25 protein-coding genes are annotated in these 23,445 nt (G+C 70.0%); 14 read left to right on the top strand and 11 right to left on the bottom strand.

The window, feature by feature from the left end:
• Positions 1-7: 7 nt before the first annotated feature.
• The 3 genes from JL100_RS15165 to JL100_RS15175 all read right to left on the bottom strand — a co-directional run bounded on the left by JL100_RS15165 (position 8) and on the right by JL100_RS15175 (position 1,632).
• The gene (locus JL100_RS15165) at positions 8-550 is read right to left on the bottom strand and encodes a hypothetical protein (RefSeq protein ID WP_202681577.1); all 543 of its coding nucleotides are present in this window, start codon (positions 548-550) and stop codon (positions 8-10) included.
• Positions 537-743, bottom strand: a complete 207-nt coding sequence (locus JL100_RS15170; RefSeq protein ID WP_202681576.1) for a hypothetical protein — start codon at positions 741-743, stop codon at positions 537-539. Before JL100_RS15170 ends, JL100_RS15165 begins: the two co-directional genes overlap by 14 nt.
• Positions 744-1,215: 472 nt before the next feature.
• Entirely contained in the window at positions 1,216-1,632 is a 417-nt protein-coding gene (locus tag JL100_RS15175) for a hypothetical protein (RefSeq protein ID WP_202681575.1), read from the bottom strand.
• Positions 1,633-2,420: 788 nt separating this feature from the next.
• Here JL100_RS15175 and JL100_RS15180 point away from each other — a divergent pair.
• The 3 genes from JL100_RS15180 to JL100_RS15190 all read left to right on the top strand — a co-directional run bounded on the left by JL100_RS15180 (position 2,421) and on the right by JL100_RS15190 (position 4,393).
• Positions 2,421-2,657, top strand: coding sequence for a hypothetical protein (locus JL100_RS15180; protein ID WP_202681574.1), 237 nt, complete (start codon positions 2,421-2,423; stop codon positions 2,655-2,657).
• 355 nt (positions 2,658-3,012) lie between these two features.
• Positions 3,013-3,312, top strand: coding sequence for a hypothetical protein (locus JL100_RS15185; protein ID WP_202681573.1), 300 nt, complete (start codon positions 3,013-3,015; stop codon positions 3,310-3,312).
• 106 nt (positions 3,313-3,418) lie between these two features.
• A complete protein-coding gene (locus JL100_RS15190) occupies positions 3,419-4,393 on the top strand; it encodes a 5'-nucleotidase (protein WP_202681572.1) in 975 nt (324 codons plus the stop codon).
• Positions 4,394-4,520: 127 nt separating this feature from the next.
• Here the strand turns inward: JL100_RS15190 and JL100_RS15195 are convergent, their stop codons facing one another.
• From JL100_RS15195 to JL100_RS15210, 4 genes are all read right to left on the bottom strand, one after another.
• On the bottom strand, positions 4,521-4,691 hold the full coding sequence (locus JL100_RS15195; protein WP_202681571.1) for a hypothetical protein: 171 nt from the start codon (positions 4,689-4,691) through the stop codon (positions 4,521-4,523).
• Between the two features lie 189 nt (positions 4,692-4,880).
• On the bottom strand, positions 4,881-5,471 hold the full coding sequence (locus JL100_RS15200; protein ID WP_202681570.1) for a hypothetical protein: 591 nt from the start codon (positions 5,469-5,471) through the stop codon (positions 4,881-4,883).
• A gap of 42 nt (positions 5,472-5,513) precedes the next feature.
• Positions 5,514-5,681, bottom strand: a complete 168-nt coding sequence (locus tag JL100_RS15205) for a hypothetical protein (RefSeq protein WP_202681569.1) — start codon at positions 5,679-5,681, stop codon at positions 5,514-5,516.
• A 432-nt stretch (positions 5,682-6,113) separates the two neighbouring features.
• Positions 6,114-6,305 (bottom strand): antitoxin MazE-like protein, encoded by a 192-nt coding sequence (locus JL100_RS15210; RefSeq protein ID WP_202681607.1) that lies wholly within the window; start codon positions 6,303-6,305, stop codon positions 6,114-6,116.
• 380 nt (positions 6,306-6,685) lie between these two features.
• Between JL100_RS15210 and JL100_RS15215 the strand changes: the two genes are divergently transcribed.
• Genes JL100_RS15215 through JL100_RS15230 form a run of 4 tightly spaced genes read left to right on the top strand, consistent with a single transcriptional unit; the run spans position 6,686 to position 11,831 of the window.
• Entirely contained in the window at positions 6,686-8,041 is a 1,356-nt protein-coding gene (locus JL100_RS15215) for a 3' terminal RNA ribose 2'-O-methyltransferase Hen1 (protein WP_202681568.1), read from the top strand.
• Positions 8,032-10,551: a polynucleotide kinase-phosphatase gene (locus JL100_RS15220; protein WP_202681567.1), complete on the top strand. Its 2,520-nt coding sequence runs from the start codon at positions 8,032-8,034 to the stop codon at positions 10,549-10,551. The genes JL100_RS15215 and JL100_RS15220 overlap by 10 nt, the downstream gene beginning before the upstream one ends.
• Positions 10,552-10,564: 13 nt before the next feature.
• Positions 10,565-10,960, top strand: coding sequence for a hypothetical protein (locus tag JL100_RS15225; protein ID WP_202681561.1), 396 nt, complete (start codon positions 10,565-10,567; stop codon positions 10,958-10,960).
• The gene (locus JL100_RS15230) at positions 10,953-11,831 is read left to right on the top strand and encodes a hypothetical protein (RefSeq protein ID WP_202681560.1); all 879 of its coding nucleotides are present in this window, start codon (positions 10,953-10,955) and stop codon (positions 11,829-11,831) included. Before JL100_RS15225 ends, JL100_RS15230 begins: the two co-directional genes overlap by 8 nt.
• A 287-nt stretch (positions 11,832-12,118) precedes the next feature.
• Here JL100_RS15230 and JL100_RS15235 read toward each other — a convergent pair whose 3' ends face one another.
• Positions 12,119-12,361, bottom strand: a complete 243-nt coding sequence (locus JL100_RS15235) for a hypothetical protein (RefSeq protein ID WP_202681559.1) — start codon at positions 12,359-12,361, stop codon at positions 12,119-12,121.
• Between the two features lie 391 nt (positions 12,362-12,752).
• Here JL100_RS15235 and JL100_RS15240 point away from each other — a divergent pair, with 391 nt between their 5' ends.
• From JL100_RS15240 to JL100_RS15265, 6 genes are all read left to right on the top strand, one after another.
• Positions 12,753-13,967, top strand: coding sequence for an RNA ligase RtcB family protein (locus tag JL100_RS15240; RefSeq protein WP_228420729.1), 1,215 nt, complete (start codon positions 12,753-12,755; stop codon positions 13,965-13,967).
• The gene (gene prfH, locus JL100_RS15245; protein ID WP_228420730.1) at positions 13,964-14,587 is read left to right on the top strand and encodes a peptide chain release factor H; all 624 of its coding nucleotides are present in this window, start codon (positions 13,964-13,966) and stop codon (positions 14,585-14,587) included. Before JL100_RS15240 ends, prfH begins: the two co-directional genes overlap by 4 nt.
• A gap of 107 nt (positions 14,588-14,694) precedes the next feature.
• Positions 14,695-15,216: a hypothetical protein gene (locus JL100_RS15250; RefSeq protein WP_202681555.1), complete on the top strand. Its 522-nt coding sequence runs from the start codon at positions 14,695-14,697 to the stop codon at positions 15,214-15,216.
• A 286-nt stretch (positions 15,217-15,502) separates the two neighbouring features.
• Complete coding sequence (locus JL100_RS15255) at positions 15,503-18,931, top strand: TM0106 family RecB-like putative nuclease (RefSeq protein ID WP_202681554.1); 3,429 nt, start codon at positions 15,503-15,505, stop codon at positions 18,929-18,931.
• A 35-nt stretch (positions 18,932-18,966) separates the two neighbouring features.
• Positions 18,967-19,518, top strand: a complete 552-nt coding sequence (locus tag JL100_RS15260) for a hypothetical protein (RefSeq protein ID WP_202681549.1) — start codon at positions 18,967-18,969, stop codon at positions 19,516-19,518.
• A 566-nt stretch (positions 19,519-20,084) separates the two neighbouring features.
• Entirely contained in the window at positions 20,085-20,441 is a 357-nt protein-coding gene (locus tag JL100_RS15265) for a hypothetical protein (RefSeq protein ID WP_202681543.1), read from the top strand.
• Between the two features lie 118 nt (positions 20,442-20,559).
• Here JL100_RS15265 and JL100_RS15270 read toward each other — a convergent pair whose 3' ends face one another.
• The 3 genes from JL100_RS15270 to JL100_RS15280 form a co-directional block, all read right to left on the bottom strand.
• On the bottom strand, positions 20,560-21,102 hold the full coding sequence (locus tag JL100_RS15270; RefSeq protein WP_202681542.1) for a 3'-5' exonuclease: 543 nt from the start codon (positions 21,100-21,102) through the stop codon (positions 20,560-20,562).
• 324 nt (positions 21,103-21,426) lie between these two features.
• Complete coding sequence (locus JL100_RS15275) at positions 21,427-21,660, bottom strand: hypothetical protein (RefSeq protein WP_202681541.1); 234 nt, start codon at positions 21,658-21,660, stop codon at positions 21,427-21,429.
• Complete coding sequence (locus JL100_RS15280) at positions 21,657-22,001, bottom strand: hypothetical protein (RefSeq protein ID WP_202681540.1); 345 nt, start codon at positions 21,999-22,001, stop codon at positions 21,657-21,659. Before JL100_RS15280 ends, JL100_RS15275 begins: the two co-directional genes overlap by 4 nt.
• An 884-nt stretch (positions 22,002-22,885) precedes the next feature.
• On the opposite strand from JL100_RS15280, the gene JL100_RS15285 reads away from it, so the two are divergent.
• Complete coding sequence (locus JL100_RS15285; RefSeq protein ID WP_202681539.1) at positions 22,886-23,101, top strand: hypothetical protein; 216 nt, start codon at positions 22,886-22,888, stop codon at positions 23,099-23,101.
• Positions 23,102-23,445 lie beyond the last annotated feature (344 nt).

Consider the following 23,445-nt stretch of genomic DNA (forward strand, 5'->3'; position numbering starts at 1 on the left):
GGATCCTCTACAATGACTTTTTGAAAATCTCAACTTTCAGTTGAGGTATTCGTTCGCCTTCCTGCACCAACCGAGCCTCTGTCGCTCCGTCATAGTCGATGAAGGCAATGCCGGCCGACGCCGCAAGCTTCTCCAACCAGTCGCGGAAGGGTTCCAACGTGTGTTCGGTCCACACGGCCTCGGGCGACGCATAGGACGCCGGTTTGGGGTAAAGTCCCTGTTGCCAGGCATCGATGCACAAGCCGCAACCCCAGCCGTTGTCGAACTCCTGCAGTGAAATGTCGGAGTCCCAGATGATGTCCCAGCACTCTCCACCACGCACGGCATAGATTTCGATTCCGCGGTGGTTGAGAGAGCATCGAAGGCAGTCCCAACCCTCGATACTGAAGCTGACCTGGTTGGGATCGATGTCGGCGACCCTCAGCGGCAACCGAGTGCGTTCGAGCCACGCCAGAAAGATTGCCGAGACATCGATCATCGCGATTTCCTCGATGCTGTTGTCGTAAGCAGCTTGCGGCCTGGAAATCCAGTGATGGTCATTCATCATCATCCACGAAAGGTTCTGACGTGCTGACTCGAATCGAGTATCCCGCTGGAGTGCGACGCACCCGGTAATCCACTACTGCCTTGCCATCGACAAGGAACTCATCAGCCTGATGGAGAACTTCGTCGGCGAGCCGACACTGTTCATCGGCCGGCAAGGCGATGAACAGGACCACAAGAGATCGGTAATCTATATCCATCGGTTTAGCACCTTTCGATGTTTCGTTAGATTCCCAGGCATGAAGATGATTGCGACGTCAACGATCATTTCAGAACGATCAGGGTTGTCAAATCCACGGCCGAGAAGGCGTGCGTCGCGAGAATTCGACCCTGTCAGCGGTCTCGCGTTCCTCCACAGCGACAAGGCCACGATGAGGTCCGAGACGTAGACCAGCATTCACCCGGTCAAAGGGCCGACCCTCCCGGCGGTCTCTGCTCTGGCCTCCGATCCGGTGGCGGACCCGCGATGGGCCGACATGGAAAGGGCGGTCAATCCGGCATCCGTTTCCGCTTCCCTGACGCTCTCCCCGGCGGTGCACCGGAAAGAGCGGAGGCCGCCGAAGCCATGCCCCGGCATGGCTGGAACGATGCCGGAAGCGCCGATGTCATGAAGGCAAGTGCGGATTTCAGCCGGACGGAAGCTCGCGATATCCGGAGCGGCCGATTCCTGCCTCAGGCGGGATCACTGTCATCGGAGGCCTTCTTCCGTCGCCTCTCCATTTCCGCGACGCGGCGCAGAAGTTCCGGCCGGAACGGCACCAGCGTCGGCGGTGTCGGGCCGCGGTCGGGCCACAATGATGCATAGGGTCCGGCCGCGAGGCCACGCGTCGGCCAGAGCGCCTCGAATTTCAATGCTCCGTCTTCCGTCGGGAAGCGGATCCGGAGGATCACGTCATAATTGTCAAATACGATTTCTGCCAGCGGACCGAACGGCAGATAGTCGAATCGGGTCATCTCGACACCGGCTTCGGGATGAGCATCGGCGATCCAGTGGTTGAAAGCCTCCAGGCGTGCCGACCAACCGATGACGGCTAAAAGGATGTCGCACTCGCGGCGAACAACCGCATGATCGGGGAAGATGTGGTGCATTGCTTTTCCGGCCTGATGCCGGTGATCCGGTTGAACCCGGGATTGACGCTTCGACAGGGAAGCGGGGCACCGAGATAGCACGCTTTGCTCGAGAGCGGGAGCCCGGCGGCACGGACACTGCGTCAGATCCTGGCGCACCGTCGGTTGACGTCGGTAGCCTCCGTGCCAGCATGGACAGCTGCGGCAAACCGTGAGGAGCCCTCCGATGCAACGACCGAGCCCCCGCCGCCTCCGCGGCAGGACAGACGATCCACCCCGCCGGACCGCGTTCCCGACAGCGATGCGGCGCGACTTCTTCCGGACGGCCGACCCGCCCTTATGCCGCAGCCCGGTCATCGAGCACGGAGGATCCCGGACAGGCTGCCGGCATCGCGCAAAGGCTCTCCGACACCGTGAGCCGGACCATCGTCACCGCCGCGGTGACCGGCACCGGCACCGGCAGCCGGTGCAGCGCCGGCATGGGCAACGCCGCACAAGTCCGGCGGCTGCGCCCCGCCAGCACCCGACCTGCCGCGGATCCGGCGCGGCCTGATATCCCTCTGCGCCACGGACCGTCTGCGTGACGGACCGTCTGCTCCGCGAGGCTCCGGGCTGGACTTGACCGCGCTCCGATACCTGCCACACTGCCGGCCGGGGCTGCCGCAGCCCCGGGTTCGCGAAACGTTTCGGACGTTTGAGCGGGGGATCCGGCTCGCCGGGGTGCATCCGGCGTCGCGGCCCGCCCGGCGGGTATCGGGTCCCGCCGGGAGAATATTCGGAAACAACGTCAGGGCGGAGCTGTCGTTTTCATGACCGAGAACGCATGCAGAATGTGCGGGCGCCTGCTGGATCAGCCGTCCGACCCACTCTCCCCCGACTGCGGCGGCGACTGCTGGGGGTGCATCGGCGAGATCGAGGCGGTCGGCGGATATAACCCCAGCCTGCGCGCGGTTCGGGCGGAGATCGCCGCGGGCATCCGCAAACCGATAGCCGACCTTCCTGACGACGACGGCCTGGACGATGATGACTGGGACGACGGCTCGTGAGCTTTTTCACGCTTCACATCCGCCAGCGGGACTGCAGCAACGAAAAAGAACTCGGTTCAGCCTCACCCGCAAGGGATACGCGGCACTCCTGGTCTGGATAGCCCGGGGCGACTGTGTCCCTTCCATGTCGACTGGACGTCCTTCAGCGAGTGCGAAACGTCCCACAAGGTTGACGTAATGCTCTTCGTCGTCCGGAACAACGTCAGGGAGGCGGTCTGCCGCCTGAACATGAATACCCACGGTGAGGTCAGCTACGGGCGGGTCGGCCCCGGCGAAACGCTTGCCATGCGGGAAGAGGCTGAGGACACGGAGCCGTTCGCGAACGATGGAGGCAGGATCGGCAGCACGGTTCCCCATGTCACCGCGAACGACGACGGCGACATGGGGAACCGGTTCCGCCTGCCTCGGCAAGACAATGCGGCCTTGGCGGCATGGCTGGCATCGCCGTCCCCGCCCGCCGGTGGAATGGCGGACCGCCGGCGACCGAGCGACCGCCGGCGGCGTCGATGTGACGCTGCATGCCGGATCGGCGGACGGAACCGCCGTCCCGGAGGCGCTGGACAGCCTGGCCTTGAAGATGACGCCTCACTTCGATGTCCCGTTCGATCAGGTCCGGAGCGGCAAGGGCGCCGGTGAGGAACCCCGCGTTCCGTGAGACAGGCGGGCGGATTCCACCGGGTGTGGCGCGGAGCAAACCGCCCGTTAACGTCCCGATAAACGCAGGGGATCTATGCTCGGTCTCTTCGTAGGAGGCTTCCCGCATGCCGGCCGATCTCTCGAACATGCTGTCCGTCGCGGTGTCCGCCCGCGCGCTCTTCGACCTGGAAGAGGATCACCTGTTCTTCGAACGCAACGGCGTCGACGCCTACCGCGCTTACCAGAAGGCGCGCTTCGACGCGCCTCCCGGGCCCGGGACGGCGTTCCCGCTGGTCAAGGCCCTGCTCGGCCTCAACGCGACCATCGGGCGCGAGGTCGTGACCGTCACGCTGGTGTCGCGGAACTCGCCGGATCTCGGCCACCGGCTGACGCGCGCCGCCGCTTTCCACGGGATCGCCATCAGCCGCTGGGCGTTCACCAGCGGCGAATCCGTCGGCCGGTACCTGCGGGCCTTCCAGGCCGACATGTTCCTGTCGCGCGAGGCGGACGCCGTCGAGCAGGCGCTCGAGGCCGGAATCGCCGCGGGCGTGGTCTACCCGGCGGCCCGTGCCTACGAGGTGTCGGATGCGCTCACCTTCGCCTTCGACGGTGACGCCGTGCTGTTCGACGGCGAGAGCGAAAGGATCTATCGGGAGCAGGGCCTCGAGGCGTTCCAGGCCAACGAGTCGCTGTTGGCCAGGACGCCCATGGGCGCCGGCCCGTTCGGCCGGCTGCTCAAGACGATCTCCAGCCTGCAGAAGCTGATCCCGGCGCACGATCCGCCGATCCGGGTGGCGCTGGTGACGGCGCGCAACGCGCCGGCCCATGAGCGGGTGCTGCACACGCTGGACGCCTGGGACGTCCGGGTCGACCAGATGTTCATGCTCGGCGGCCTCGAGAAGAGCTCCTTCCTGGCGGTCCTCAGGCCGCATATCTTCTTCGACGACCAGGACCATCACGCCGGCCCCGCCGCCGCTCACGTTCCCTCCGTGAGGGTGCCCTACCGCGCGGGCGCCTCGGCGCCGGACCTTGCAGGCGCCAAGATCCTGGGCACGCCGGCGCCCCTGATTGCTGAAGCGGCCTCCCGTCCGGCATCCTGACCGGCCCCTTTTCCGCCGGTCGAAATCCGCGGCAACAGGGCGGAAGCGGAGCACTCCGCTGAGCGGACGGTCAGGTCGACGACGCCGATATGATGGCGGACGCACGGGATCGCTCAGGCGGCGCGCACTACCTCACCTTGGGGTGGACCAGATCCATCCGGCTCACCCGCCCACTGGCGAAGGTGTGGATCTCGACGTGGTTAAGGAAAAATTTGGTGACGTCCGGCGACGGCAAGTCCTTGGGCGGCGAAAAGCCCCACTCGTCGCCGCCGTTCAGGGTGCCGGAACTGTTCAGCACTGCATATGTTCACGAAGCCGACCGGCATTGATCCGGCCAATCCTCCGATGCCACCGGATACGAAGTTGGAGCCGTTTCGACCCTATCTGATACGATGCATCAGGGAGTTTGAGGTCAGTCGGGCAGCAAGAACGGCTGGAGCCAGGACGCCTGAGTGATCTCAACCGGAAATTCCAGACTTGTGCTCGATCACCGCATGTGCGGCGGTAACTCGTAGACCATGCCCTTGAACCTGCGGTGCGGCACCAAGCCGGCCTCTTCGTAGATGGGTGTCGGGTCGGGGGAATCGATGCCGATCCGCTGGGTGATCCAGACCATGGAGACGCCGTCGTCGGGGTCGCCCGGTTCGATCCAGGTCAGGGCCGCTCCGTTGCGGCGGAGTTCCTGGAGATAGCCGAGGGCCAGTTTGAGATCTCCCAATGTCGTGAAGATCTTGATCCCTTCCTCGATGTCGTACCATAACTCGCCGCCCGGCACCCGTTTGAGAAACGCGTAGTCCCAATCGCCATTGGGCTCCCAAGTGCTGACGATCTTACCCCGGAGGCGAGGCTTCCAGCCCTCGAGTCGAATGCGTTCCCAATACTCCTTGTCATCGCTGTAGTAGATCGGCAGCTCGATGTCGAGGCCGGCGGCCCAGGCAATGGGGTTCGGGTCACCGTGGATGCTGATCGTCAGGGGGAAGAGTTCCGGATGGGCCAGGTAATCTCCGTTGGTACGGTCAAGAAAATACAGACTTTCCGGATTGCTCGGGTTGTCGGGCGTGTCGATGCCGTCAGTCATGGCGTTCTCCGATCCGCTGGGACGGAGATGGTCGCCCGCCTGTCACCGGGCATCAAGCCCAATCTGAATTATCAGACGGGCTCCCGAGACCTTCGAGATCGCCTCACCCCCAGTAGTTACAGCAAGCTGTACCAGATCATCAATCGGGAGAAGAAGCAGGGGATTGGCACGATTGCGATAGAGGAACTGTGCCAGATCATCGACCAGCATGGCCACCGGATCGTCCTGTCGCCAGGCCAGCGGGACATTGGGCACGGCACTACGTCACGGTCGCGTCTCGTCCGGCTCCATAGGATGCTCGGCTTCATCGAGAACAAGGGTCGGAACAAGGATTTCACCTTCTTGGAGGGAGTGTACCGGGAGCCTGGGCCAAATACCGGCCGAGGGGTTCCGTTATGGCCGATATCCGCCGCTACATCGGTTGTGTCGACTGCTCCGCCATTCTCCTGGAGGGCATGCAGCATCCCGACGGTCTCGCCCTGAGCGTAACCCCTGGGCGGCGTGCGGACCTTCGTCGTCCTTCACGGTCCCTCCAAGACCCTGCCGGGCTGCATCCTCCCGGTCTGCACCATGATGCCGTTCAAGAACGATCTCTCGATAGTCGGCAGTGTGCCGGCGACGCACGACTACAGTCCCCTGCTCTCAATCCTCATCCGCCCAGTCCAGCGAGACGGCATCGATGAAGGTCCGGCCCTCCTCGTCGTGCGGGCTACGGGAAACCGGCGGCGACTGGCGCCGCGCTTCCGCCGCGAACCCCGGAGCCCGAACATCCGGCGCTCCCGGGGTGACGGGACGCAGCCCCTGCTCCCTCAGGGGGTTCCGGCCCGGCCGGATCGTGCAACGCTTCCCGTCCCTCCATCACGGCGAACCCTCGCAAACCGACACGCGGCCGGGCGTGCCGGACCGGTGCCGGATGATCGCGGTCCCGGCCGCGGCCGGCAAGGGGCTCCCCGGCCTTCCGTCCGAGCCACCCCGCCCCTCACGTCAGATCCTGGCGCCCGGCCGCTTGACGGCCGCAGCGATCGTGACAGCATGGGATCGACGGCGGGCAAGTGCGGCGCCCGCCGGAGAATCGATCCCGCCGTTCCGGAGCCCATCCTGACACACGCAAGCCCCCGCGCACCGAGCATCCTCGAAACCGGGTTTTCCCGATCGCGCCCTGAACCGTCCAGGCAGGAGCCGGAACGCGACCGGCGCGGCGGGGAACTGAGCGCATGCTGCTGACCCTGAGCACGACCCACCGGCCGGCGACCGACCTGGGATTCCTGCTGCACAAGCACCCCGACAGGGCGCAGCAGGAAAGCCTGAGCTTCGGCACGGCGCACCTGTTCTACCCGGATGCTGGCGAGGAGCGCTGCACCTTCGCCCTGCTGCTCGAGGTCGATCCGGTGGCGCTGGTGCGCGGCCGCGACGGCGCCGGGCCGCTCGACCAGTACGTCAGCGACCGGCCCTACGTCGCATCCTCGTTCCTCAGCGTCGCCCTGTCCCGGACCCTGGGCACCGCGCTGGCCGGGCGCTGCGCCCAAAGGCCCGGGCTCGCGGCATCCAACCTGCCGTTGGAGGCGCGGATCGTGCCGCTGTCGTGCCGCGGCGGTGCCGACATCGTCCGCCGGCTGTTCGACCCGCTCGGCTACGAGGTCGGGGCCGAGCCGCTGCCCCTCGACCCTCTCCACCCGGAGTGGGGTCTGGGCTGCCTTTACGCCGTGACCCTGAGGGCGGACTGCCGGCTGGCCGACCTGCTCACCCACCTGGCGGTCCTGGTCCCGGTGCTCGACGACGCCAAGCACTACTATGTCGGCGCCGACGAGGTCGAGAAGCTGCTGCGCCGGGGCGAGGGCTGGCTGGCCGGCCACCCGGACCGGGACCTGATCGCGCGGCGCTACCTGCGCCACCAGCACGGCCTCGCCGCGGCCGCCCTGCTGCGGCTCGACGCGGACGAGGCGCCGGTCCGGGCCGGCGACGACGAGGACGCGCTCGAGGCACCGATCCGCCTCAACGACCTGCGCCTCGATGCCGTGGCCGCCGAACTGGAGGCCTGCGGCGCCGCCACCGTGCTCGACCTCGGCTGCGGCGAGGGCCGGCTGCTCCGGCGTCTCGCGGACCAGGGCCGGTATGCCTCGCTCGTCGGTGTCGACGCCTCGCCGGTCGCCCTCGAGCGCGCCGGCCGAAGGCTCGGCGCGCGGACCGGGGTCAGGCTCCGGCAGGGCGCGCTGACCTACCGGGACCGCCGCCTCGCCGGCTTCGACGCGGCGGCGGTGGTCGAGGTCGTCGAGCACATCGACCCGGAGAGGCTGCCCGCCTTCGAGGAGGCCGTCTTCCGGACCGCCCGCCCCGGCACGGTCGTCCTGACAACGCCGAACCGGGACTACAACGGCAGGTTCGCGACCCTGGCCGCCGGCACGATGCGGCACCCGGACCACCGCTTCGAGTGGAGCCGGGACGAGTTCCGCGCCTGGGCGGACGGGGTTTGCGCCCGCTTCGGCTACACCGTGCGGCTCAGTCCGGTCGGCGAGCCCGATCCGGTGCTCGGGCCGCCGACCCAGATGGGAGTCTTCACCCGATGCAGCTGAGCATTCCGGACTTCTCCCTGGTGCTCCTGGTCGGGCCGTCGGGCTCGGGCAAGTCGACCTTCGCGCGCCGCTGCTTCACCACGACCGAAATCGTCTCCTCCGACGCCTGCCGCGCCCTGGTCGCCGACGACGAGACCGACCAGGCGGCGACACCCGCCGCGTTCGAAGTTCTCCGCCTGATCGTCGCCAAGCGCCTGGAGGCGCGCCGCCTGACCGTGATCGACGCCACCAATGTCCGGGCCGAGGACCGGCGGGGCCTGGTCGAGCTGGCCAGGACCCACCACGCGCTCGCCGTCGCGATCGTGTTCGACGTCGGCGAGGAGGTCTGCCATGCGCGCAACCGCGACCGCCCCGACCGCCAATTCGGCCCGCACGTCGTGCGCAACCAGGCGGCGGCGCTGCGCCGGTCGCTCAAGGGCCTTGGACGGGAAGGATTCCGCTTCGTCCACCGCCTGGCGTCCGCGCAGGAGGCCGACGCGGCCGAAATCGAGCGCCGGCCGCTGTGGACCGACCGGCGCTCCGAGACCGGGCCCTTCGACATCATCGGCGACGTCCACGGCTGCCACGACGAGCTGGTCCGGCTGCTGCGCGACCTCGGCTACGTGGTTGAGGACGGACCCGAGCCCCGGGTGGTGCCGCCGTCCGGGCGCAAGGCCGTGTTCCTCGGCGACCTGGTCGACCGCGGCCCCGCGGCACCCGCGGTGCTGCGCCTCGTCATGGGCATGATCGAAGCCGGCGACGCGCTGTGCGTGCCCGGCAACCACGAGGCCAAGCTGCTGCGCGCCCTCAAGGGCGGCAATGTCAAGCCGACCCACGGGCTGGCCGAGACTCTGGCGCAGTTCGCGGCGGAGCCGCCGGAGTTCGCGAGCCGGACCGCGGCCTTCATCGACGGTCTGGTCAGCCACTACGTGCTCGACGGCGGCCGGCTGGTGGTCGCCCATGCCGGGATGAAGGAGTCGATGCAGAACCGGGCGTCGGGCGCCGTCCGCGCCTTCGCGCTGTTCGGCGAGACCAGCGGCGAGAGCGACGAGTTCGGCCTGCCGGTGCGCCACGACTGGGCGCGGGACTACCGGGGTGCCGCATCGGTGGTCTACGGCCACACCCCGGTGGCGGAGGCGCACTGGGTCAACCGCACGATCTGCATCGACACCGGCTGCGTCTTCGGCGGCCGCCTGACGGCGCTGCGCTGGCCCGAGCGCCAGCTGGTCTCGGTGCCGGCGGCCCGGACCTGGTGCGAGCCCGTCCGGCCGCTCGACCGCGGCGATGCCGACGGCGGCACGCTCGACATCGGCGACGTGCTGGGCAAGCGCATCATCGAAACCCGCCTGCACCGGACCGTCACGATCCGCGAGGACAACGCCGCGGCGGCGCTGGAGACCATGAGCCGGTTCGCGGCCGACCCCAGGTGGCTGATCTACCTGCCGCCGACCATGTCGCCCTCCGAGACCTCGTGGGAGCCGGCGCTGCTCGAGCACCCGGCCGAGGCCTTTGCGTACTACCGAAGCGCCGGCATCGGCCGCGTGGTCTGCGAGGAGAAGCACATGGGCTCGCGCGCCGTCGTGATCGCCTGCCGCGACGCCGACGCGGCGCGGCGGCGCTTCAGCGCTGGCGCCGGTACGGGAATCGTCCACACCCGCACCGGCCGACCGTTCTTCGCCGATGCGTCCCTCCAGGAGGCGCTACTCGACCGGGTGCGCGAGGGTCTTGATCGGGCCGGGTTCTGGGACCGGTTCGGGACCGACTGGGTGTGCCTGGATGCCGAGCTGATGCCGTGGTCGGCCAAGGCGCGGGCGCTGCTCGCCGGGCAGTACGCCCCGGTCGGCGCCGCCGCCCGGGCCGGCCTCATGGAGGCCGAAGCGCTGCTCGCCCGGACGGCGGCCCGCGGCGTGGACGTCGCGGCGCTGACCGACCGGACCGGACGGCGGGCGGCGGCGGCGCGGGCCTTCACCGACGCCTACCGCCGCTACTGCTGGCCGGTCGGGTCGGTGGAGGATCTCCGGCTGGCGCCCTTCCACCTGCTGGCGACCGAGGGCCGGACCCATGTCGACCGGGACCATGCCTGGCACATGGAGACGCTCGGCGACATCGCCGCGGCCGGCGCGCCGTTCGCGCCGACCGCCTGGCGTTCGGTTGACCTCGATGACGCGGCGTCCTGCGCCGCCGCGGTGTCCTGGTGGGAGGCGCTGACGGGCGCCGGCGGCGAGGGCATGGTGGTCAAGCCCGCCGCCTTCGTCGCCGCGGGTGCGCGGGGGCCGGTGCAGCCGGCGCTCAAATGCCGCGGCCGCGAGTACCTGCGCCTGATCTACGGGCCGGAATACGACTTCCCGGAGAACCTGGAGCGGCTGCGCGCCCGCGGCCTGGGCGCCAAGCGCTCGCTGGCGCTGCGGGAGTTCGCGCTGGGCGTCGAGGGACTGGAGCGCTTCGTCGCGGGCGAGCCGCCCGCGCGCGTCCATGAATGCGTCTTCGGCGTGCTCGCCCTGGAGAGCGAGCCGGTCGACCCGCGGCTTTGAGGAGGAAGACAGAGTGGGTTTCGTCTATCTGCAGGTCAAGGCGCGCCGCTACGTCGAAGTGGGCCCGGGAACCTACCGGCGCCAGGATTTCTTTCGGAGGCCGGACGCCGACATGGACGAGGAGGATCTGGCCGTCCTGATGCATGGCATGAAGCAACTGGCGGACGGCGCCGGCGCGGAGCCGAACCGGCCGCTCACCGGCATCGGCATCCGCGGCTTCAACGACCTGAGGCACACGCTTCACCTGGAGTTCGACTGCCAGGAGGTCGTCGGCGAGACCGGGACGGAGTTCCTCGACCTCATGCGCTGCCGCCACGTCGTCACGGGCGAGGTGATCGGGTTGTACAACCTCGTGCCCAGGCCGATCCTCCGCGATACCTTGAGCGCACCGGGTGCGACTGATGACTGAACTCGGCCGCCGGACGGTCCTGGGATGGCTGGCGGCGGGCGGCGGTGCTGCCAGCCTGGGTGCGGGCACCCTGCCGCGGCCATTCCCTGGGGACCGTCACTTCCTGAAGGCGACCGAATGGCTGCAGCGCATCCCGCTGTCCGGCTTCGGCGAGGCGGCGTCCCGTGCCGCCCGCGCCGTCGCGGCCTCGCCGCTCGCCGTCCCGTGGGAGGAAATCAGCAAGACTCCGGGCTTTGTGCCGGACGACCGCGATGAAGAGTGGGTGCGGCCGGCCCTTGCGGTGTTCGCGGTCGACAGCACCGGCTGGTACGCCCTGCCCGAAGCCGTCGACCGCGCCCGGGCAGCGGCGGCAGCCGGTGCGCGTGCCGCCGTCTTCACCGCGTCGGACCGCGGCCTGTCCTGGCCGGGGCCGGCGGCGCCCCGGCTTGCCCGGATCTGCGTTCCCTGCCAGGCAGGAGGCGACGAGGCCGCCCTGGCGGCCGCCATGCTCGCCCTCATCGGGCCCGCGCGCGGCGTCGGCTGCATCGGGATCGACATGGCCGACCTCGATGACGTCGTGTTCCCGGGAGGAGACGGCCTCGCGCTCGGCGCCACCGTGGCTCCCGGCCTGGCGGGGGATGCCGGCGGGCTGATCGCGGAGCAGGCGCAAGCACTCGGCATCGGGCTTGGAAGAACGAGCCGCGCCCTGATCAGCGCCGTCATGACAGAGGACTGCACCCTCCGGCACCTCGATGCCGCCATCGGATCGGTCAGGGACGTCATCGGGGACGTTGCCGGTCGCGAGGACATCTCCGTCGCCTGCTCCGCACAATTCCTCACCCACGCGCACTCCCGGCTGGCAGCGACGCTGCTGGCGTTCGTCGACCTATGACAGGCGGAGAGCATTTGGACACCCCATGCCCCGCTGCCGGACGGATGCGCCCGGCAATCCCGGAAAGCGCCGGCGACGATTCCGGTCCCGGCCTCAGGAACGCCGTGGCGGTCCGGTTCCGAACCGCAGCCGGTGCTGCGGTCCGCCCGGTGATGAGCCGGGGCGAACGACATCGTCTCCGACGGCCGGCCGATGCCGCTTGCCGTCGCGGTGCGGCCTCCCGGATGCCCATGACATGCCGGCCCGAGGCCTCGCCCGGGCACCGGGCGCGCGGCACGCTGCCGGTCTCAGGGAGTGTTCCCGCCCGGACCTGCGGACGCTTCGGGAAAAGAGGCGCCGATGCCCGGCCCGTTCAGGATGCGCATCTGGTCGTCGCGGGCCGGCGCACCTGTCAGGCCGAGCGGGACGATTTCGCCCCGGCTGAGGCGACCGGCGGTTTCATGCGCCGCCCGCAGCCCGAGGCCCCAGCCGGACAGCGTCCTGATCAGGGTGACCGGTTCGGGAACCTCGCCGCCGAGACGCAGGATCACATCGCCGGCAATCTCCGGCGTCCGGGGAATGGACTCCGTATGCCGTCGCGTCCGGTATCCGTCGTCATTCGCCCCTCCTGTTCACGCCGGCCGCTCCCCGACGCCGGGAACGCCCGGCTGTCATCATGACGCGCGGGCTGCTCCGGGTAAAGCGGGCGCCCTGGTCACCACCAGTGAAGGCCCAGCTCCCTCAGCCCCGGCCGCGGCAGCCGCAGGACCAGGACGGTAAGCCGGGGCAGGCACCTCGCGGCGCCCGTCCCGCCGGCTCGGAGCCGGAACTGCGTAGCCTCGCATCGAGCCCGGCAGGAGGGGCCATGGTCAACCGCAGCACCGGCGAAGCGGGCATCGCGCCCGCCTGCCGGCAGCACCAATCCCTGCCTGGAGGGGAAGCATGAATAATCCGGTCATCACCGAGCGCGGACCCGGGGTCCGCCTGATCGCGTCTCCGTCCACCTGGATCGAGGGCGAAGCCCTGCGCCAGCTGGACGAGGTCGCGAAGTTCCCCGGCATGCGCCTCAGCGTCGGCATGCCCGACCTCCATCCCGGCAAGGGATCGCCGGTCGGGGCCGCGTTCCTGTCGGAGGGCGCCGTCTACCCGTCGCTGGTCGGCTCCGACATCGGCTGCGGCATGTCGCTGTGGGCGACCGACCTGCCCGCCCGCAAGGCCCGGCCGGAGCGCCTGGCCGGCCGGCTCGACGGCATCGACCGGCCCTGGGAGGGCGACACCGCCGCCTGGCTCGTCGAGCGCGGGCTGGAGCCGACCGAGCACGACGCGGCACTCGGCACGCCCGGCCGCGGCAACCACTTCATCGAGATCCAGCAGGTCCATGAGGCCCGCGACCGCGACGCCCTGGCGGCGCTCGGCCTCGCGGAGGACCGGCTGTGCGTGATCGCCCACTCGGGCTCGCGCGGCCTCGGCGAGGCCGTCCTGCGCCGCCATGCCGCCCGCTTCGGGGCGGCGGGTGCGGCACCCGGCTCGCCCGAGGGCGCGGAGTACCTGGCGGCGCACGACCGCGCCGTCCGCTGGGCCGAGGCGAACCGCGACCTGTGCGCCCGCCGGGCGCTGGACGCGATCGGCGCCGGGGGAGTCCGCGTCCTCGACGTCTGCCACAACAGCGTGACGGCAGCGCTAATCGACGGCTGCGCGTGCTGGCTTCACCGCAAGGGAGCCGCCCCGGCGGACCGGGGGCCGGTGGTCATCCCGGGCTCGCGCGGCGACCTCAGCTTCCTGGTCCGGCCTGACCCTGGCCGGGAGGATGCGCTGCGGTCGCTGGCGCACGGGGCGGGCCGCAAGCTCGCCCGCCACGAGGCGAAAGGCAAGCTCAAGGGCCTCCACCGGCGCGAGGACCTGGAGCGCAACCCGTTCGGCGGGCGCGTCGTCTGCGGCGACGAGCTGCTGCTCTGGGAGGAGGCCCCGGAATGCTACAAGGACGCTTCCTCGGTAGTCGGCGACCTCAAGGCGGCGGGCCTGGTCTCCGTCATCGCCGCGTTCCGGCCGGTGGTCACGTTCAAGACCTCGCAGGGTGCCCGCGACGAGACCCGCGGGAACCGCGGCGGCTGGAAGCGGGAGCGCCGGGAGGCCCGCGACGCCGGGCGGCGGCGATGACCTGGCTGCTGCTGACGGCCGGGCGGGGGCCGGCCGAGTGCCGGATGGCGGTGGCGGGCCTGTCCAGGATCCTGCTCGCCGAGGCCGCCGAGGCCGGCGTCGCGGCCGAGGTGATCGGGGCGGAGACGGCGCCGCACGGCCTGATGTCGGCGCTCGTCTCGCTGCGGGGAGACGGCGCCGAGACCCTGGCGCGCTCCTGGGAGGGCACCGTCCAGTGGATCTGTCCGAGCCCGCTCCGGCCGGGCTGGGGACGCAAGAACTGGTTCGTGGGAGTCTCCAGGCTCTCGCCGCCGCCCCCGTCCCCGGATCTCGGCGACCGGGACCTCCGGATCGAGACCATGCGGTCGTCCGGACCCGGCGGCCAGCACGTGAACACGACCGAGTCGGCGGTCCGGATCACGCACCTGCCGACTGGAACGGTGGCACTCGCCCGCGAGGAGCGCAGTCAGCACCGCAACCGCGCGCTGGCATCGGCACGGCTGGCGGCGGCGCTGGATGGGCTGAAAAGCGAGGCGGACCGGGTCGCCGCGCGCCGGCGCTGGTCCCGCCACGACGCGCTGGAACGGGGTAACCCGGTGCGGATCTACGTGGGCGAGCGCTTCACGCGGCGGGCGCCATGAGGCGTGGGACAGCCATTCGGCGCTCCCGGTCGGGTCGAGCCTGCAGGACCGGCCTGCACGGCCCCGGTCGGAAGGGAACATGGATATGCCAACACGGGAGATCAGGCTTGGACAAGCTGACGGTTGCCGCGGTTCTGGACCGCATCGTCTTCGCGGAACCCGACACGTTCGACGCGGCCGACGGCAGGCTGCTGGCCGCCCTGATCCCGGAGCGCCGGCGTCGCCTGTTCGGCGCCAGCATCGCGGCGAAGATGCCGGGAGGCACGACCTCGGGCAGTGCGGCCGGTGTCGGCAGCGTCGACCTGAAGAACGACGACCGGGAGTTCACGGCCGAGGTCGGGGCCGACGACTTCGTCCGCGTCGGCCAGTACAAGCTCCTGCGCGACCGCGACGGCATCGAGATCTGGCAGGTCATGAGCGATACGCTGGACGACGAGCCGAAGGGCGCGCTGCTCAGACTCGACTCCGCCGGCGAGCCGACCGCCCTGCTGATGTTCGCGCCGAGACGCCTGCGCCTCCCCTTCCTGATCGGCAACCTCATCCTCCAGCGCGCAGGATGGAGAGACTGGAAGCGCCCGGTCCGGGCCGGCGCAGCCGGTGGCGCCTGTGCCGGGCGGACCCCGGGTTGACGGGGTGCCCCACGGCCGGGTTCACGGGCCCGCGGCGCTCGCCTGCAGCAACCGCGCGGTGATGCCGGCCGGGACACGGCGGCGCTCGCGGGCCCGCGGTTCCGGCGCCTGTGCCGGAGGATCCCGGCGGCATCCGGACGTCGGTACCAGACGCCGCCGTCCTGCCGGGCGCCTTAGCACAAAGCTAACCCGATTGCCCGACCATGCCGGGAGCGGCCCCTGCCGCATCGGACGGGGGACGCACAAGCAATGGCACGCAGCACCGGCGTCGAAACAGGAGAAGGTCATGCGGCGGTACCGGGGAAACATCCTGCTCTCGGCAGGCGATCTGGTGACCTTCGTCGGGTGCCGGCATGCCAGCGCCCTCGACCGCCGCGCGCTCGACGAGGATCTCGAGCGTACCGCCGACGACGCCACGCTGAGACTGCTCCAGGAGCGCGGGATCGAGCATGAACGCGCGTTCCGCGACGACCTGGCCCGCCGGGGCCTGCGGGTGGTCGAGATCCCTGACGGCCCCGACCTCGCGGAGCGCGTCCGGCTGACGCTCGCCGCCCTGCGCTCCGGCGCCGACGTCGTCTACCAGGGCGCCCTGCTCGACGGCGGCTGGCACGGCTTCGCCGACTTCCTGATCCGCACGGATGAGGGCGTGGCGGGCGGCTACGGCTACGAGGTCGCCGACACCAAGCTCGCCAGGACCGCCAAGCCCCGGCACGTCATCCAGCTCGCGGTCTACACCGAGCTGCTGGCGCGCGTCGCGGGTGCAACTCCCCGGCTGATGCGGGTTCGCCTCGGCAGCGGCGAGGAGGCCGTGGTGCCGTTCCTGGACGTCGCGGCCTATGTGCGCTACGCCCGGGCAAGGCTCGAGGACTTCCTGTCCGGCGGGACGCCGGCCGGCACCACGGCCGAGCCCTGCGCCCAGTGCGACGTCTGCCACTGGCGCGGGACCTGCCTGGACGCGTGGGACGGCGCCGACCATCTGAGCCTGGTCGCCAACATCAGCCGAACCCAGATCCGCAGGCTGTCCGCGGCCGGCATCGGCACCGTGGCGGCACTCGCGGCATTGCCCGAAACCGCCGCGGTTCCCGGCATGACGGAAGAGACGCTGCGGCGGCTACGCTCACAGGCCGCCCTGCAGGTTTCGGTGCGCGGGCGGGACGACCGGCGGTGGGAACCGCTGCCGGCAGGCCCCGGGCGCGGCTTCGGCCGCCTGCCGGCGCCGACCGCGCACGACCTCTTCTTCGACATGGAGGGCGACCCGCTGTATCCCGGCGGCCTGGAATACCTGTTCGGCGTCCAGGCCGGCGACGCCGCGACCGGGCGGTTCCAAGCCTTCTGGGGCCACGACCGGGCCGGCGAGAAGCAGGCGTTCGAGGCATTCATGGACTTCGCCGAAGACCACCTCGCCCGTCACCCGGACGCCTTCATCTACCACTACAACCACTACGAGGTGACGGCGCTGAAGCGCCTCGCGATGGGCCACGGCAGCCGCGAGGCGACGCTCGACGGGATGCTGCGCCGGCACCGCTTCGTCGACCTCTACGCGGTGGTGCGCGAGGCGATCCGCACCTCGGAGCCGGGATACTCGCTCAAGAACATCGAGCGCTTCTACCTGGGTCCGCGCGGCGGCGACGTCGCCAACGCCGCCGACAGCATCGTGGCCTACGAGGAGTGGCGGCGGGGTGGCGACGACTCCCTGCTGAGGCGGATCGAGGACTACAACGCGGTGGACTGCCGGTCGACGGCCGGGCTGCGCGACTGGCTGGTGTCGATCCGTCCGGTAGGGCTTGGGTGGTTCGACGCGGAACCGGACGGTGCGGACGCGGCGGCGCTGGAAAGGCAGCGGGCGGCGGAGGCCGAGCGGCAGGCGCTGGAAGCCCTGCTCCTCGGCGGAGCGCCTGACGGGGAGCTGCCGGTCCGCCGGCTGATCGCCGACCTCGCGGAGTTTCACCGGCGCGCCCAGAAGCCGGACTGGTGGGCCCTGTTCGACCGCCAGACGCGCGCCGAGGACGAACTGGTCGACGATGCCGAGTGCCTGGGCGCACTCATTCTCGACGGCCGCTCTACTCCGGTGGGCCGCTCCCTTCTCTATACATACCGCTTCCCGCCGCAGGACACGAAGCTGCGCGCCGGCGACAGGCCGACGGTCGCCGCCACCGGGAGCCCGGCCGGGACGATCGAGAGCCTGGATCTCCGCGGCGGCACGGTGGTGATCCGGCGCGGAACCCGGCAGGAGCCGCTGCCGTCCGACCTCTGCCTCGGGCCGCCGCTCCCCGTCGAGGACACGGTGCTGCGCGCCGCGATCCGGCGCTTCGCCGGCAGCGTCGCGGCCGGCGACGGCCGGTTCGCGGCGCTGGAGGCGATCGTCCGGCGCGAGCCGCCCCGGTTAGCCGGCCGCGCGCCGGGAGCCCCGGTGGTTGCCGCCGGTTCCGGCCTGCTCGAGGGCAGCGTCGCAGCCATTGCGGCGCTGGACGGGAGCTACCTGGTCGTCCAGGGCCCGCCCGGCACCGGCAAGACCTACACGGCGAGCCACGCCATCCTCGACCTGCTCCGGCGCGGCCGGCGCGTCGGCGTGTCCTCCAACTCGCACAAGGCGATCAACAACCTGCTGGCCGCCGTCGAGAGGCTCGCGGCCGACACCGGCTTCACCTTCCGCGGCGTCAAGAAGTCCGCGGCCGGCGACGGCTCCGCCCTGAACGGCAGGCTGATCGGGGACGTCTTCAACAACGCCGAGGTCGATGATGCCCTCGATGGCGGCGCCCGGCTGGTCGCCGGCACGGCGTGGCTGCTGGCCCGCCCGGAACTCGAGGGCAGGCTCGACACCCTGTTCGTCGACGAGGCGGGACAGGTGTCGCTCGCCAACCTCGTGGCCATGGGGACCAGCGCGGGCAACATCGTGCTGGTCGGCGACCAGATGCAGCTGAGCCAGCCGGTCCAGGGCACCCACCCGGGGGGCTCGGGCGCCGGAGTCCTCGAGCACCTGCTCGGCGGCCACGCGACGGTGCCGCCCGACCGCGGCGTCTTCCTGGACGCCAGCCACCGCATGCACCCGGATGTCTGCGGCTGGGTCTCGGAGACCATCTACGACGGCCGGCTGATTGCCGCACCGGGAACCGCGTCCCAGGTCCTCGAGCTCGGGCCCGGCGCCCACCCTGCCCTGGCGCCCGCGGGCGTGCGCTTCGTGGCGGTCCCGCATGCGGGGCGGGCGCAGCGCTCGCCCGAGGAGGCCGAGGTGGTGCGGGCGGTCTGGTCGAGCCTGATGGGGCAGCGCTACCGCGACCGCCACGGCCGGGCCCACGCCTTCGGGCCGGACAACGTCCTCGTGGTGGCCCCCTACAACGTGCAGGTCAACCATCTGGCGGAGATCCTGCCGTCCGGCGCCCGGGTCGGCACGGTCGACCGCTTCCAGGGCCAGGAGGCGGAGGTGGTGATCGTCTCGATGACGACGTCGAGCGGCGACGACCTGCCGCGCGGCGTCGAGTTCCTGTTCTCGCGCAACCGCCTGAACGTCGCGCTGTCGCGCGCCCGCAGCCTCGCCGTCGTCGTCGCCAGTCCGCGCCTGCTGGAGGTCCAGTGCGCCACGATCGAGCAGATGCGCCTGGTGAACACGCTGTGCCGGGCCTACGAATGGTCGCTCGGCCTCGATCCGGCGCAGGCGCGCCGGCGGGCAGCGCTTCCCGACCCGCCGCGTGGAGAGGCTTTGGCCGCCGCCGGCTGAGTCCGGACGCGGCACGACGGAGAGGAGATGATCGCTTGGCGGTGCGTCCCAGGATCCAGCGTGCGTTCCTCGCCTGGTACGCGCGGGCCCGCTTCCGGTTTCCGGCGCCGCTCGGGATCGCGCGCCGGACGGATCGCCGGATCGAGCTGGTGTCCCCGACCTCGTCGCCGGACCTGTCGGCGGTGCTGACCCGCTCGGCCATCGTGGTTTTTGTCGAACCGGCAGGCGCCGGCCGGAAGGTTGTCAGGATCTTCGAAGCGGAGCCCGTCAGGGTGCCCGGAGGCTACGCCTGCCGCCGCGCCGCGCGGGAGCCCGGGCGGCTGTTCCCGAACCGGGACGCGCTCTGGACAGAGCGGTTGTTCGAGGCGTTCCTCGCCTGGACCCACGGGAACGCGGCAGGGGAGCACGGGGTCCGCTTCGACCGGAGAAGCGGTGGCGCGGCCTGCGCCAGGCTCCTGACGGACGATCAGGGGCAGGAGGCATCGCCCGGGGCGGGAACGCTGCCGAAGAGCAAGCGGCGGCTCTCCAGGGCGCAGATCGCGATGATGACACCGGACGACCTGCTCCGCTGGCTGGACGGCCGATGACGGATCAAGGGTGTCGCCCCGGTGGCGGCGGCGAGCACTTCGCACCTCTCCGCCGCCTACGCATCCCGGGCCTTCGGTTGCCGTCCCTGGAGGGGAGCGGGGCGACGGGGCAGGATACGATGCCGTGTCCCGGCCGGGAACTCCCCGCGCAGCGGTTCAGGATTTTCTTCGGCCTTGAGGCCCCGCGCGATCTCGCGGGCTCGGGAGGACTGACCTGCGGGGATTACGCCGTTGTCCGGCGCCGCATGGAATTCCACGGAGGCGGGGCACATGCGCCGTCCCTGTGCCGGTGGCTGGGTGAGGAACTGGCGCTTCGGGACGACCCGCCCTGCCGCATCGGCTATGTTTGAGAGAGGAGGCGGAAATGCGCGCCCATGCTTTCCGGGCAGTGACCGGCACCTGCAGGGCATCCACGGCCGATCGCCGCTCTTCAAGGGACGGGTTACCGCGGGGTGTGCCGGGTTGACGGGAACAAGCAGCGATCGGGCTCTCGTCACCCCCGGCGGTCGGCCGGCCGGAGTGGGAGCGGCGGCGGGTCCGCGCATCGGCAGCACCGAACGGTCACGATGCTTTTGATCCGCAACCCGGACAGCCCTGACGGAATGCCTCCGGGCGACGGTCCGATCCGCTGCGTCGCGCGGCCGGACCAGCTCATCTGCTGGCGCGGAGTAAAGCCGGGCCACGCCGAGGTCATGGCAGCCACCGGCGTCGAGGGCGTGCGCATCGTTCTGCCGAGGCGAGGATTGGTCGCCGTGAACATGGACGTGATCGAGCAGGCTGACCGTCTGGACTGGTTGTTTGAACCGGAACATCGCGGGGCCGATCCACCGGAGCTGCAAGAGATCGTCGAGGCGTGGCTGCGCGCCCATCCCCGTCTCCAGCGGCTCGTGCCGCCGGCCTTCAGCCTGGTCTGGTATTTTTGATGGAAAGATGGACTTCACCTTGAGGGTCGGGAGCATCGTGCACCCTGCCGGTCTCCCGGCATCGGTTCGGCTCCTCGGGCGTCGTGCAAGCAGGCCTTGAGCCGAAGCTGGGCACCAGTCACATCGCCGGGGCGTCGGCCTTGCCGAACGGCCGGTCGAGCAACAGGCTGATCGCACAGGCGATCCGCCGCGCATCCGGTGCGGCCCGGTGCCGCGCCGGATGGCGCCGGTACGCTTCGGCCAGCGCCCGTTCGCGCTCCCGGGAAGACGCGAGCGGTTCCGACCACCCCCAGAAATCCGTCAGGTGGAACGGTGGCGGACGGATGCGGGCAGCCGCGCAGAGGACGCCGAGCCAGTAGCTGTCTGCGGCGATGTTGTCGGATAGTACCCGTCGGCCGCGCACGGCCGCGGCGACCTGTTCGAGCACGTCGCCGGGCGGCTCTCCTTGACGCTGCAGCATTGCCCTGGAAAGCCCGTGGAGACCCTCCGCAGCGGGATCCCACGTCCCGTCGCGCAGCCAGACCGGTGCCGGCCGGATGAACCAGGCTGATACGCTCGCGTCCGGAAATGCGACGGCGACCTCTATCGGATAGCTTTGTGGCGGTAATGCGCTCGCCTCGAGGTCGAGAACGGCCCAATCCTGATCGGGAACGCAGGTCATGACGGCTCTCCCCGGCGCGAGAATCGCTGTGCGGGATGTCGCAAGAGCAGGGGGCCCGGGTTAGAGGGGACCCGCTGTCCCAGGGGACCGCGATAGGTGGTCAAGCCCGCAGCCGCCGCGGGGCCAGGCTCGAGGGTCCACCGCGGTCAAGCGCATCCGGTAGACGCTCCGGCTTACATAAGCGCCGGTCAAGGTGAGCATCGACAGATACCCGATGAACACTCTCCACGGGCTGAAATTCTCCATCGCCGCTCAGGCCAGCAGCATACCGAGGTCGACTGAGCCGAGCGCCGCGACGACAACGGCCGGGACGTAGCGCGGCTTTCACGGCAAGTCCTCAAGCCGCGTTCGGACCCGACAGCGCAGCTTCCCGATCAAATATTTTGAGCGTACCAGCTCGACCATGTCCTTCGTCGTCATCAGGGTATGGACGGCATCGTCGCAGGCATCGGCCACGGCGGGCCGGAAGTCCTCCGGTTCAAGCACGACCGTCGCCGTCATTATCGCCATCGCGGCGACCCAGATCGATCCGGTCACCCACCAGGCGGTGGCGCTCACGGCTTCGGCTTGAACTCGGGAAACGGCGGAAGCGGCGGTTCCAGCTTCCGCTCGATCGCGTCCAATCGCTGATTCAGCCGGTCCATACGTCTCTGCAGATTGGCATACATCTCCCAGGTCGTGGCCTCATCCCGCAACCGGTCGCTCAGCGACGGCTCAACCGGTGCCCTGCGCATGATGGCGCGGTTCATCTCCAACAGCGTGACGCTCATCTCGCGGCGCTCCAGCACCAGTTGGCGCAGATCGGCCGCCATCGTGTCAAGCCGTCTGCTGATCCGGAGCAGATCGGCGGTGGACAGCTTATCGTCGTTCTCCGCACCGGTCGTGAGGTTGTCGTCCATAGTCCCCTCCCTCGCTCTCGCGACACCACGCTACCCGACCTGACCGGCATCTGGAGCCGTCGCCGGCGAGCTAGCTCGGACGTCTGGTTGTCGCAAAGGATATACGGCAGGTCGGGCACGGGGTGGTTCGTGGTCCGCTGGAAGCCCGCTGGATGCGTCCTGAGCCTCCGGAAGGGCTTGAGGCCAAACGCCGGCACCGCGTCCGGTGACTCGGAAATCGGCGGCCGTCGCTGGGATGAACCGCACCGGTTTTACGGTGGACGGTTGGTTGAGTTACGCCGTCATGGCGGCTTCGTCAGTTTGGGCATATATCGGGAGGGGCATCCCTTGAACGAAGCCGCCCCTTGGGGAGAGCTTGTCGCCGGCACGGCCGCATCAACCTGATCAGTCCAGGGAGCCCGGCCGGGTCAGGCCTGTTCCTCCAGGCAGGACGATACGCGGCAGCGAATTCCAGACGGGGAGAACTCCATGACTTCATATTCAATCCCGCTCGCCCGGCAGGTCAGCGATCATCTCGATGAGATCTGCCGGAGGCTGAGCCTCCTATCCGCCGAACTCCTTGGACTGATCCTCGCTAGGCTGATCGAGGTCGACCGGACGTGGCGCTCGAGCGGAATGGCCGGAGTCATGCCGAACCGGCGTCCGGAAACCGGTGATCCCGACCGTCAGGAGCCTGAGGCGGTGCGGCTCGTCGTCGAGGTGAGCGATGACGTGGCCACGGGCTACGGCGATATCTGTTCGCGTCTCGGCGTATCACCCGACGCTTTCCTGACAATGATGGCGGGAGGGCTGGTCGAGCAGGACGCCGGGCTGGTGAGCAAAGGCCGCGGGGGGCTGGACACCTTCCGGCCCCCGGATGGGAGGATTATGCGCTGGAAAGGACGGTGGAGCACGGCATCTACCCGGCGACCGGCGACATCCGGCCAGGCACCAGGCTGGTCTGGCCTGCCGATAAGCCGTTCCCGCTCAGCGACGGCCAGTGTGCGGCCCTGGTCCGCGGCCACATGGTCCGCTGGGGCGGAACGGTGGACGAGTACCTGACGGAATTGCCCGGAAAGTACGAACTGGTCGACGGCTTCCTGCGTGTCCATGAGACGTGAGGCCGTTGCAGGCCCGCTCCGGGCGGACGGCCGGCGCCTTCTTCCGCTTGGGCGGGTCCTCCCTTCCAGGACCTGCCATGGCTGGATCGCCGTGCCTGTCCTTGCAGGATGATCGGGCGAAGCAGGCTTGCCGGCCTGAATGGCGAACAAAGGCGGGCTGGGGCAGCTGCCCGATGCGGGCCGGCGACGGGGCCGGACCAAGTCAGCCGCCCTGCGCGGCACGGTCGCAGCGCTTGCCCGACGGCATCGGGATGCTGCGAAGCGGCGGAGCGTGCCGGCCGGTGCCTTGGCGATGGGCGGCGCAGACCTTCATCCGCTGGATTCGGTCCAACGTCCGGGAGCGG

It is taken from the genome of Skermanella mucosa, assembly GCF_016765655.2.
GTDB lineage: Bacteria > Pseudomonadota > Alphaproteobacteria > Azospirillales > Azospirillaceae > Skermanella > Skermanella mucosa.